This is a genomic window from Oscillibacter sp. (genome assembly GCF_031978065.1).
Classification (GTDB): domain Bacteria; phylum Bacillota; class Clostridia; order Oscillospirales; family Oscillospiraceae; genus Oscillibacter.
In genome coordinates, this window is the sequence record NZ_DALZCH010000100.1 from 1 (window position 1) to 11,754 (window position 11,754).

11 protein-coding genes and 1 riboswitch are annotated in these 11,754 nt (G+C 56.8%); of the genes, 5 read left to right on the forward strand and 6 right to left on the reverse strand.

Going from position 1 to position 11,754, the window contains the following annotated elements; genetic code table 11:
* Positions 1–237 precede the first annotated feature (237 nt).
* From spoIIR to RTK01_RS13140, 3 genes are all read right to left on the reverse strand, one after another.
* Complete coding sequence (gene spoIIR / locus RTK01_RS13130; protein ID WP_312281415.1) at positions 238–876, reverse strand: stage II sporulation protein R; 639 nt, start codon at positions 874–876, stop codon at positions 238–240.
* Between the two features lie 91 nt (positions 877–967).
* Positions 968–1,837, reverse strand: coding sequence for a 4-(cytidine 5'-diphospho)-2-C-methyl-D-erythritol kinase (ispE, locus tag RTK01_RS13135; RefSeq protein ID WP_312281416.1), 870 nt, complete (start codon positions 1,835–1,837; stop codon positions 968–970).
* Positions 1,834–2,346, reverse strand: a complete 513-nt coding sequence (locus RTK01_RS13140; protein ID WP_312281417.1) for an SLOG family protein — start codon at positions 2,344–2,346, stop codon at positions 1,834–1,836. Before RTK01_RS13140 ends, ispE begins: the two co-directional genes overlap by 4 nt.
* 252 nt (positions 2,347–2,598) lie before the next feature.
* A riboswitch (FMN riboswitch) is annotated at positions 2,599–2,745 on the forward strand.
* 102 nt (positions 2,746–2,847) lie between these two features.
* Here RTK01_RS13140 and RTK01_RS13145 point away from each other — a divergent pair.
* Both RTK01_RS13145 and RTK01_RS13150 read left to right on the forward strand, forming a co-directional pair.
* The gene (locus tag RTK01_RS13145) at positions 2,848–3,471 is read left to right on the forward strand and encodes an ECF transporter S component (protein ID WP_312281418.1); all 624 of its coding nucleotides are present in this window, start codon (positions 2,848–2,850) and stop codon (positions 3,469–3,471) included.
* Between the two features lie 68 nt (positions 3,472–3,539).
* Positions 3,540–5,459, forward strand: a complete 1,920-nt coding sequence (locus RTK01_RS13150; protein ID WP_312281419.1) for an LTA synthase family protein — start codon at positions 3,540–3,542, stop codon at positions 5,457–5,459.
* A 102-nt stretch (positions 5,460–5,561) separates the two neighbouring features.
* On the opposite strand, the gene RTK01_RS13155 is transcribed toward RTK01_RS13150, so the two are convergent.
* The 3 genes from RTK01_RS13155 to RTK01_RS13165 form a co-directional block, all read right to left on the reverse strand.
* Complete coding sequence (locus RTK01_RS13155; protein WP_312281420.1) at positions 5,562–6,416, reverse strand: ATP-binding protein; 855 nt, start codon at positions 6,414–6,416, stop codon at positions 5,562–5,564.
* A gap of 62 nt (positions 6,417–6,478) precedes the next feature.
* Positions 6,479–8,047 (reverse strand): cardiolipin synthase, encoded by a 1,569-nt coding sequence (cls, locus tag RTK01_RS13160; protein ID WP_312281421.1) that lies wholly within the window; start codon positions 8,045–8,047, stop codon positions 6,479–6,481.
* Positions 8,048–8,117: 70 nt separating this feature from the next.
* On the reverse strand, positions 8,118–9,542 hold the full coding sequence (locus RTK01_RS13165; RefSeq protein ID WP_312281422.1) for a nicotinate phosphoribosyltransferase: 1,425 nt from the start codon (positions 9,540–9,542) through the stop codon (positions 8,118–8,120).
* A gap of 238 nt (positions 9,543–9,780) precedes the next feature.
* Here RTK01_RS13165 and RTK01_RS13170 point away from each other — a divergent pair, with 238 nt between their 5' ends.
* The 3 genes from RTK01_RS13170 to RTK01_RS13180 form a co-directional block, all read left to right on the forward strand.
* Entirely contained in the window at positions 9,781–10,626 is an 846-nt protein-coding gene (locus RTK01_RS13170) for a BadF/BadG/BcrA/BcrD ATPase family protein (RefSeq protein WP_312281423.1), read from the forward strand.
* 403 nt (positions 10,627–11,029) lie between these two features.
* Complete coding sequence (locus RTK01_RS13175) at positions 11,030–11,257, forward strand: FeoA family protein (protein WP_293009508.1); 228 nt, start codon at positions 11,030–11,032, stop codon at positions 11,255–11,257.
* Positions 11,254–11,754, forward strand: a 501-nt coding sequence (locus tag RTK01_RS13180; RefSeq protein WP_312281424.1) for a FeoB small GTPase domain-containing protein, incomplete at its 3' end; no start/stop codon positions are given. The genes RTK01_RS13175 and RTK01_RS13180, both read left to right, overlap by 4 nt.

Consider the following 11,754-nt stretch of genomic DNA (forward strand, 5'->3'; position numbering starts at 1 on the left):
TTATTTCGCCCCGGATGCAGACATTATGCGCGGCTTAGCATATGTATCCCATATCAGTAACGGCTCCGCCGGAACATTGTTCCGGCGGAGCCGTTTGTTTATCCCTTACATATTGAAATCACAAATCACAAAGCCGAAAGCAAGCCGCAGGCCGATAAACTAAAGCTTTATCAATCAGAAGTTCAATGGTCAACACGCCTATGGAAGTCCACAGACATTCCATTTTAAAAGCATTCCTCAGGAAAGCTTCTCTTTTAGCGCCTCCCAAAGCTCAATGGACTTGAATTTGATAGCATAGCCGCTCCCGTCCTCTGTGATGAGCTTCACGTCGTCGTCGCTCAGCCCCGCCGACATGGCGGTCTGGGCCAGACTGGTGGTGGAGGCTGTGCAAAGGGGCGGAAACACCACGCACCACCAATTGCGCCCCGCGCCCTCGCCGATTAGAACCCGCAATGCCAGATAATCACCTGCCGGAAGGGTGAAATCCTCGTATTCCCGTGTGGGAAAGGTGGTTTCTTCAAGCTCAGCCGTCACGGAATAGGTATACCCCTCCGTGGTGATCTCCTCCGCCGCCAAAGTCTGAAGCTCCGGCAAAGCGGCCCGCAGGGCCTTCTCCGCCGACGCCCGGTCTTCCGAGGCTTCCAAAATTTCGGTGGCTCTTTCCAAAAGTCGGTCCCGGACCCGCAGCTTTAAAGCCTGATCCTCCTCCGAATCGGAGTTAGCAAGAATATGCAGCCGCACCACGCGGTCCGCCAGCTCTTGCTGGCGGTGGAGCGAGGATATCCCCCACACCAGCGCCGCCGCAAGGCCGATTCCCAGCGCGATTTCCAGCACGCGGCCCGTTCGGCGAGCGCGGCGCTCCTTCGTCTTTTCCATACCGTTTCCGTCCTTTACCTTCCCGCCGCAAGGCGGGTGATGTACCGGGCAATCGACCCGTTTGTAAAAGTTTGGACAGAAACGCAGAATTTCATACCTCCGGCGCAGGCCGGGTCAAAAAGGTCTGGGGATACACGGTCCTCAGCGCGTCAAACGCCCCACGGGCCGCCGCTTCGTCTTCAAACAGGCCGAACACCGTTGGCCCGGAGCCGGTCATCGCCGCGCCTTCCGCGCCAAAACCGAGCAGCCGGGCCTTGATATTCCCAATCGTCTCCGCCTCCTGCGGCGTGAGAACCTCTTCAAACACATTGACCATCAATTTCGCCATCGCCCGCAGGTCTTTTCCCAGCAAAGCGGCATGCAGGGCCTCATGGTTGGGATGCGTCCGCAGCTTTTCCACCCGCACCCGTCCGAACAGCTCCGGCGTGGACAGGCCGAAATCCGGCTTGCACACCACAATTTGGCAGGGCGGCATGGAGGGCCAATCCGTCAGCCGCTCTCCCCGGCCCTCCGCCAGAGCCGTTCCGCCTCGGACACAGTAGGGCACGTCACTGCCGACCCGCTCCCCTATGGTTTCCATTTCCCGGTCCGTCAGCTTGGGGTGTAGCAGCGTCCGCAGAGCACGCAAAACTGCCGCCGCGTCGGCGCTGCCGCCGGCCATGCCCGCCTGAAATGGAATGCGTTTCTCAATCGTAATTTCCGCACCGGGCGCAGACCCGGTTTCATCAAAAAATATCCGGGCGGCCCGGCCCGCCAGATTGTCCTCCCCCTCTGGCAAATCCGTGCCGGGGACGCGGACGAGAATCTTTCCGTCCTCCCGCAGACGCACCGTCAGCGTGTCCCGCAGGTCTACGCAAATCATTGTCATTTTTAAATCGTGATAGCCATCCTCCCGGCGGCGGAGAATATCCAGCGTCAAATTCAGCTTCGCCGGGGCAAAAAGAGTTAATTCCTTCATCATGATTCCTCCACAATCGGCAAATCCACCACGTCCAGTCCCCGCCGCATAGCATATTCAATGGTATAGCGGGTACCCCCGGGGCTGCCGTCGAACATGGCGATCAGCAGCGACGCGTGATCCACCATATACCGATCCCGGCGCTGCATGCAGCTTGGACTGTAGGCGGCGGAAACCACCGTCTCATAATCACACTGGGCAAGCAGCCGCCGATACCGCGCCTGCTCCGCCTCGGACCAGGCCTTTGCCTGCGAGGGGCAGGGAATTGCCGCTTCCACCGTCACCTCCGGGTGTCGCTGCTTCAGCTCCAGCACGCACTCGCAGGCATACAAATCGCAGCCCTGCGCCATGCCGCACAGAAAGTGTCCGTATCCTTCCGCATAGGCGGCCTCCACCGCATCCAAAAGCCGCATCTTCAGGGACGTGCAGCGAGGGTCGCTCTCCTCATAGCCCCAGGGCAACTTTCCCGGCCGATGCCCCGTAAAGCAGCAGGCCGACTGTCTTCCCCTCATTTACGGTTCCCCCCTTTCCCTTTCATCCCCTTTGGCAAAAAGGACTTTCTTCGGCAAGCTGCGTATTGTGCCAGTAGCCGGACGATATTTTTTAATAGGTATTAGTCTGCACCATTATAGAACAGACGTTCTTATTTGTAAAGTCCAATTTGTAAACCCGTAAAAAAAGTCGAAAATTTTCTTTTAGGACATATTTCCCTCTTGCACTTTTTTTACCGCCGTCGTATACTAATGGGCAGAAAGCAACTGAATACGTGTCTTCAGGGCGGGGTGCGATTCCCCACCGGCGGTATAGTCCGCGACCGGGCATCCATTGGATGTCCGCTGACCCGGTGCAACTCCGGGACCGACAGTGAAGCCTCCGTAAAAGAGGCACAGTCTGGATGGAAGAAGATCATAGCGGCAGAGCTGCGCCTTGGCGTACTCCTTTGTTGCTTGTTTCACCTTGGGAAGACTCAGTACTCAAGGTGTTTTCAAGACAATTAAAGGAGTGTGTTTTTTATGTCTCAGCCAGAAACCACCACAGCAGGCCGCACCCATGCAAGATCCCGCACCCACCGGCTCACCGTCACCGCCATGCTCAGCACCGTCGCCCTTGTCCTGATGACTCTGGACTTCTCGGTCCCTTTGATCCCGGCGTTTGTCAAGATGGACGTGTCGGAGCTTCCCGCTCTGCTGGCCGCCTTCAGTCTCGGCCCGTGGTACGGTGTGGCGGTCTGCTTCATCAAGAACGCCCTTCACCTTCTGCAAACCTCCACCGGAGGCGTGGGCGAGGCGGCAAACTTTATGATGGGCGCCGTTTTTGTGGGCACCGCAGGCGTTATTTATCATCGCTTCGGCCAGCACAAGAGCCGCAAGCGCGCATTGGTCGGCGCGTTGATTGGGGCGGTGTGCATGGCGCTCATCTCCGTGCCTTTGAACTACTATTTTACTTATCCTGTCTACGCCAAGTTCATGCCCATCGATGTGATTCTGGGCATGTATCAGGCCATCCGTCCCTCTGTGAACGGACTTTTGGAATGTCTTGTCACCTTTAACATGCCGTTTACCTTCCTGAAGGGAGTTCTGACCGTGGCGCTGTGCTTTTTGATTTACAAGCCCCTGTCTCCCCTTCTGCACAAGTAAGCGCTTTTCCGGCATGGCAGGCGGCTTGCGCCGCCTGCCATCTCCGCTTTTGAAAGGAGCGTTTTCCCTTGAGCGACGAAACTATGATTCCTCAGACCGAGCCTTCCGGCCCGGAGGAGCTTTCCGCCCCTCCGGAAAAAAAGATTTCCCGTATATTCCGGTGGCTTCAAAAAGTGCTTCATGACGCCCGCACCCCAGTCCGGCTTCTCTTTATGCTGGGGCCGTGGGTGGCGTATCTGTGCGTGGAGTATCTGAACGAAAACAACCCTTTTACCGCCCTGAATGCCACCCAGCTTCTTTTTTCCGCCTTCTGGTACTATCTCATTTTCTGGGTATGCCGGATGCTCACGGGGCGGCTCAAGACCGCTGCGGGCGTGGGCGCGGTTTTTTGCTTTTTGCTGGGGGTTGCGAATCATTATGTTTTGAAGTTCCGGGGACGCATTATTTTCCCTGTGGATTTGATGACACTGGGCACCGCCGCCAACGTGGCCACCGGCTATGATTTCAGGCCGGATAAAACCGTTTGGCTGGCAGCGGCCATTCTGGCGGTGTACCTGCTGTTGCTGGCCCTGATCCCCAAGCAGACCAAGGGGCGGCAAAAGCTGCGGCGGGTTACGGCTTTTGGTTCTTTGGCTGCCTCCGCCGTCTTCCTGTACGCCTTTTTCTGCACGCCGCTGCTCCCAAGCGTTGGCATCTGGGCGCAGCAGTGGAAAACCCAGCAAAACGGGTTTATGCTGAATTTCATGACCGCTTTGCGGTACAGCTTTGTCTCCGCGCCGGATAGCTACTCTGCGGAGGAGGCCCAGAAAATTGCCGGCGGGACCTTTGCCGGGACCGTGAGCGGAACGGTGTCTGCTGCGCCGCCGGAAAACCTGCTGGTGATTATGAACGAGTCTTTTTCGGATATGCAGGCCAGCTTTCCCAATCTGGAGCTGACGGAGGACCCCCTGCCCTTCCTCCATTCTTTGACGAAGAACACGGTGAAGGGCACGATGATTTCCCCTGTCACGGGCGGCGGCACCGCCAACGTGGAGTTTGAGTATCTCACGGGCGACTCTCTGGCATTTCTCCCCTCCTCCACCGTGGCCTATCAGCTTTATTGCTATGATGGAATGCCCTCCATGGTGTCGCAGATGTCTTCTCTAGGATATCGTTCCGTGGCCTTCCACCCCTATCTCTCCTCCGGCTGGAACCGCACGTCCGTCTATCGTTGGATGGGCTTTGACCGGCAGATGTATCAGGAGGACGTGAGGGATCCCCAGTACATAAGAAACTATATCAGCGACGCGTCGGACTATCAGCAGCTTTACCGTCTCACCGACGAGACGAACGGCCCCCTGTTTGTCTTCAACGTCACCATGCAGAACCACAGCGGCTACTCTCAGGGCTGGAACAATCTGGAGCGTGCTGTGGAGCTGGACGGGGCCAGCAAAGGCTCTTCCGCCGTGGCGGCCCAGTATTTTTCCCTTCTCCGAGAGAGCGACAATGCCATCCGTGAGCTGATTGAGCACTACAAGGCTTCCGACGAACGGACGATGATCGTCTTCTTTGGCGACCATCAGCCTCCCTTGGGAAACGACTTTTATGAGAAGCTATACGGCAAAAAGCTGGATGACCGCACATCGGCAGAGGTATTTCAGCAGTATGAAACGCCGTTTTTCATTTGGGCCAACTACGGCCTGCCGGAGCAGCAGGACGTAACCATCAGCGCGAATTTGCTGGGTACGCTGACCATGGATTTGGCGGGGATTCAACCCACCGGCTACGAGAAGCTGCACCAAAAGCTGCTGGACACGTTGCCGGTGAACTCCACCGTCGGTTTTGAAACGGCTGGCGGCACCCTTCTTGGCGACACGGAGGAGAGCGGACTTTCCCAAAAGGAAGAGCGTCTTTACAACAGCTACCGCATCATGGCCTATAACCACCTGTTCGACGACGGAAATCACCCCAAGGGGTATTTCGGGCCGACTCCGACTCCGGAGGAATGACCCTTCCATGCCCGCAAATCTTTTATAAGACAAAGCCGCCGGTTGGCGCGGAGACAAATGTCTCCGCCGCCAACCGGCGGTCTTATTTTCTTTTCTTTGCGGTCAAGTCCCCAATTTTCGATCATACAGGTCCAAAAAGGAATATTCCTTTCCCCGGGACTTCACACCCACCATAGTATCCAGTTGTACCCCGTGGATGGCGGCGAAAATGGACTTCTCCACATTGGGATTGGTCTTTTTCAGCTCCCGGAGCAGGACCTTCATCTCCTGCCGCTTGCTGTGACCCACCCCGTCATCGGCCGCGTTCCGCTCCTCGGTAAACCGGCAGGCACACTGCAAAAATTGCAAGTGGTTGTAATTTTTCCAGGAGATGACATCCTCCTCGTGGACACAGTACAGCGGGCGAATCAACTCCATCCCCGGGAAGTTTTTGCTGTGCAGCTTGGGCGGCATGGCCTGAATCTGCGCGCCGTATAGCAGGCCCATCAGGGTTGTTTCCACCACATCGGAAAAATGGTGTCCCAAAGCGATTTTGTTGCAGCCCAGCTCCTGCGCCTTGGCATAGAGAAAGCCCCTGCGCATCCGCGCACACAAATAGCAGGGATTGCGGTCCGCCTGCACCGTCACGTCGAAAATATCGCTGTCGAAAATCGTCACGGGAATTTCCAGTGCGGCGGCATTCTCCTCGATGAGCCTCCGATTCTCCGGGGCATAGCCCGGGTCCATCACCATAAACGTCAGCTCAAAGGGCCGGTCGGTATGGCGGCGAAGCTCCTGCATCAGCTTTGCCAGCAGCATGGAGTCCTTCCCTCCCGAGATGCACACGGCGATTTTGTCTCCGGGAGCCACCAGCTCATACCTCTTCACCGCCGCGATAAAGGGGTTCCAAAGTGTTTTACGGTACTTTTTAATGATGCTCCGCTCCGCGGTTTCACAAGGGGTCAGGTCCTTTGGCATAGTTTTCTCTCCAATATGTGTAAAGTTATCTCACTTGACTGCAAAGCAACAAACCGAAGGTATTAGAACCAGATGGCGGCCAGTTTCAGAAGCGAAGCAAAGGTCCGCCGGAGCCACGAGCGCGCCTTCCAGTCCTCCATCGTATAAAGGGCGCTCTGGGCCATCACGGCATCCATATCCTCCAAAAGCTCCTCCACCACCGGCATGTCATAAAGCAGGGCGGCGCTTTCAAAATGGAGCTGGAAGGAACGGTAGTCCATGTTGGGGCTGCCTACCAACGCCATTTTCCGGTCCACCAGCACGCTCTTTGCGTGGATAAAGCCGGGAGTGTATTTGTAGATTTTTACCCCATGGCGCAAAAGCTCGCCCCAATAGGTCTCTGCCACTATATAGGCGTATTTCTTGTCCGGAATGGCGGGCATCATCAGTCGCACGTCCACGCCGGAGTCCGCCGCGATGCACAGCGCCTGCTGCATGGATTCCTCCACCGCGTAGTAGGGCGTTGTGATATAGAGAAAGCGGGTGGCCGAAGAAATGAGCTGAAAAAACGTATCCTCCATAGGGTTGTCCGGGTTGTTCAGCGGCCCGTCTGTAAATGCCTGACAGAATCCCGGGACCTCCGGCCCCTCCGTCCGGGGACGGTAATAATCGTCCTCGTTGGGCAGGGTGTCGTACATCATCTCCCACATCTGGATGAACTGGGCAGCCAAAGCCCATGCTCCATCCCCTTCAATGCGGACGGCGGAATCTTTCCACCAGCCAAACCGCTCGAACAGGTTTGCATATTCATCTGCCAGATTGATGCCCCCGGTATAGGCCCAGTGTCCATCAATCACCGCAATTTTGCGGTGGTCCCGGTAGTTAAAATAGATGCGGTTCACATAGCGGTGAACCGGGTTAAAGTCTCGAATTTCAATGCCCGCGTCCTGAATGGACTGAATCATGTCGTCGGAAAAGCGGGTGAGATTCCCGAAATCGTCAAAAATCACATGGATTTCCACCCCGGCGGCAGCCCGCTCACGCAGCGCGTCCAGAATCCGGTCCCAGATTTTTCCCTCGGCAATGATAAAATACTCCAGAAAGATATACGTCTCCGCCTGCTGGATGTGGCTGATTAAATCATCGAAAAATTCCATACCGTCGCCAAAATATTTGGCGGAAGTCCTGTTGTAAAGCAGAAAGTCCCGCTTTTGGAGATAGGCCGCCACGCGGCCCATGGCCGCGTCCTTCCGGGTGAGCTTTGCCACGTTGTTTTCGCTTTGGCGGCGGGCGCTCTCCCGCTCGGCAGGCGGCGGAACCTTCTTCAGGCTCAAGGTCTTCGCCTGATGGGTGCCGCCCCACAGAAAGAACAGCAGCATACCGGACACCGGCAGCACCAGCAGCAGGCACAGCCAGCTAAGCTTATAGCTGGGGCTTCCGGAGCGGAGAAATACACTCACAGCCATCACCACGCCCATCAGCTCCAAAATCGCATAGGCAAGGCTGGCATGCTCCTTCAAAAGCCGCGTCAGCAGCAACGTCACCACAATCTGCACCAACACCGTGAGCACGCACATGGCAATGCTGGACACGGCGGAAATGCGCCGCTCAATTCTCTGGCTGCGTGCCTGTCTGTCTCCTGTCCGGCGCATAAACCGCTCCCTTCCTGTCAATCCGGCGTCCCGCCTTGGCGGCGTACCGCTGTGCCGATCCCCGTCAGCCTCATCTGCTCTGCTTCAGCAAGTCGTGCTGGATGTCCCATACCTTCCGGGACAGGTCCACATAATATTTATGGGGATAGTCGAACCGTTTCACCTCGTCCCACAGCGTGTCCACCTGCTGGGCACAGTATGCCCGAATATCCCGCAGCTCCGGCTGACGGTACACCAGCTTTCCTCCCAGATAAATCGGCTCCTGCAACTCCCTCGCGGTGAAATTTGTCAAAGTTTTCCGCTTCCATGTGGCCATCGGGTCAAACAGCTCCAAGGGTTTTGTGTCGTCCAAAACCTCGTCGTGAAGACAGATATAGTCCGCTTCCGCCTTCCCGGTGGCCCGGTCGTACAGCCGATAGGTCTTTTTAAAATGGGGAATCGTAATCTTTGCGATATTTTCGCTGACCTTGATTTTCGGAAGGATGTTCCCCTCGTCGTCCTCCACCGCCGCCAGCTTGTACACCCCGCCGAACACAGGCTCGCTGCGGGCTGTAATCAGCCGCTCACCCACGCCGAACATGTCGATTTTGGCCCCCTGCTGCACCAAATCCTGAATCAGATACTCGTCCAGCGCGTTGGACACGGAAATCTCACAGCCCGGCCAGCCCGCGTCGTCCAGCATTTTACGGGCCTCCCGTGTGAGATACGCCATGTCGCCGGAATCCAACCGAATGCCGCATTTTTGGATGCCCAAGGGCCGCAGTACCTCGTTAAAGGCCCGGATGGCGTCCGGCACGCCGGATTTGAGGGTGTTGTAGGTGTCTACCAGCAGCGTTGCGTTGTTGGGATAAAGGCGGCAGTAAGTCCGAAAGGCCTCATACTGGCTGTCAAACATCTGGACCCACGCATGGGCCATGGTCCCTCCGGCGGGAACGCCGTAAATCTGGTCGGCAATGGCGCAGGCCGTTCCTCCGCAGCCGCCGATATAAGCGGCCCGTGCGCCGGTGATGGCGCCGTCCGTCCCCTGCGCGCGGCGGGAGCCAAACTCCAGCACCGTGCGCCCCTTGGCAGCCCGGACAATGCGGTTTGCCTTGGTGGCAACCAGACTCTGGTGGTTCACAGCCAACAGCAAAAACGTCTCGATGAGCTGGGCTTGAATGGCAGGGGCCCGGACGGTAATCAGCGGCTCCTGCGGAAAAATCGGAGTTCCCTCCGGGATGGCGTACAAATCGCCGGTGAAGCGAAAGTGCTTCAAATAGTTCAGAAAAGACTCAGAAAACAGCTTCCGTCCCCGGAGATAATGAAGGTCCTCCTCTGAAAAATGCAGGTCCTCGATGTATTCGATCACCTGATCCAGTCCCGCCGCCAGAGCAAAGCCGCCCTGATCCGGCACGCTACGGAAAAACACATCGAAATAGGTAATCCGGTCCTGAAAGCCCGTTTCAAAGTACCCGTTTCCCATGGTCAGCTCATAGAAGTCACAAAGCATGGACATATTGAGTTTCCCGCGGACGCTCATATCGCACCTCAAACGTACTCCGTCAAAAACGGAGGTAATTGCATAGATTATAGCGCTCCCTGCCGGGGAAAGCAATGTTTTCCGCATTTTTCCTAAAAAGTTTGTCGACTCTTTGAATTGACAATCCCGCGCTTCTCCCCTATGATACAAGCATATTTTATGATGGCGGACATATGACCGCGCGCCGCGTCCGCATTTGAAAGGAGCCAGAGGCATGGGCCTGATTCTAGGAATCGATATCGGCGGCTCCACCACAAAGGTTGTGGGTCTGGACGAGCAGGGAACCGTAATATCCATGCTCCGCGTCCGGGCAGAGGACCAGCTTACGTCGTTATTCGGAGCGCTGGGAAACTATCTTGTCAGCAACCACATGTGGCTGGACGATGTGCAGCAGATTGTGCTCACCGGCGTGGGCGCTTCCTATGTGCAGGAGGATATCCACGGCATCCCCACCTGCCGGGTGGACGAATTTACCGCCAGCGGCACCGGGGCGCTGGCGCTCTCCGGTCAGTCAGAGGGTGTGGTGGCAACCATGGGCACCGGCACAGCCTTTCTCTGGGCAAAGGACGGAAAAGTGGAGCACCTGTGCGGCAGCGGCATCGGCGGCGGCACGCTGGGCGGCCTTTGCCGCAAGCTGGTGGGCGTGGAGCGGTTCGGCCAGATCAAGAAGCTGGCCGTCGGTGGGGACCTCTCCCAAGTGGATTTGCGCATCGCGGATATCGTCACCGAGGCCACCAAAACCCTGCACCCGGACATGACCGCCGCAAACTTCGGCAATCTGGCCGAGGACGCCTCTCCCGCGGACCTCGCCGCCGGGACGGTGAATTTGGTGCTTCAGGCCATCGGCACCATGACGGTGCTGGCCTGCCGCTGCTGCGGGACGGACACAGTCATTCTTACCGGCTCCATGACCACGCTGGATCAGGCGGAGCCTGCCTTTCAGGTATTTGAAAAGCTGTACGGCATTCGCTATATCATTCCCGAAAACGCCACCTTTGCCACCGCCATCGGCGCGGCGCTGTGCAGTATCAAGCAAAAAAGTTCCGGCAGTTCGGACTGACGCTTTTTTCTCTGCTTCCGGAAACCTCTGTCAGTGCATTCGCGGGCTTTCCTGACGTTTTCGGATGCTTACGGATTTTCCCTTGGCGGCCCTCCGTCTCTCTGCTTTTTGTGGAGTTCCTCGCTTTCCACGAATTTTGTGCCTTTTTGCATTTTTTTGCTTTTTCTTAACTGTGCCATAATTTTCCATGTTTGTCTCCGGCGCGGGGGCCTTTTGGCCTCCGCGCTTTTTTGCGCTTGAACATGGCCCACCTCTGCTGTTTTTCACAAATCCTGGCGGCAAATTTAAGTGCACTTTCCACAAGCCGGGGTTTGACAGGCGGGCGGCGTTATGCTACTCTAACCTTACAGAGTTACCGTTTACTAACTCTCGAGCCGAATTACGTCGAAGGGACGCGTATGAGATGCAGTTGGATACCTTACCCATCGGCCAAAGGGCCGTCATTACCGCCGTGGGCGGGCAGGGCGCACTGCGGTGCCGCCTGCTGGACATGGGGCTGATTCCGAAAACAGTGGTGCGGATTGAGCGGGTGGCCCCTCTCGGGGACCCGATGGAGCTGTTGGTACGGGGCTACTCCCTGTCTCTTCGCCGGGAAGACGCCCGGAACATCGAAGTGGAGGTCATGCCATGATCTTTGCTTTGGCGGGAAATCAAAACTGCGGAAAAACCACGCTGTTTAATCAGCTCACCGGCTCCAACCAGCACGTTGGCAATTTCCCTGGCGTGACGGTGGACCGGAAATTTGGGGAAATCCGGGGCGAGAAGGGCTGCACGGTGGTGGATTTGCCGGGCATCTATTCCATCCGGCCCTACACGCCGGAGGAAATTGTCACCCGAGACTTCATTCTGGGCGAGCGACCCGACTGTATCATCAACATCGTGGACGCGTCCAATATTGAGCGAAATTTGTACTTAACGCTTCAGCTTATGGAAATGCAGATTCCCATGGTTCTGGCGCTGAACATGATGGACGAGGTACGCAAAAATGGCGGCACCGTCAATGTGGCAGGCATGTCAAAAGCCTTAGGCATTCCGGTGGTTCCCATTTCCGCCGTGAAAAATGAGGGCGTGAGCGAGCTTGTGGACGCGGCAGTGCAAACCGCCAAGCGCCGCGCGCTTCCCGCCGTC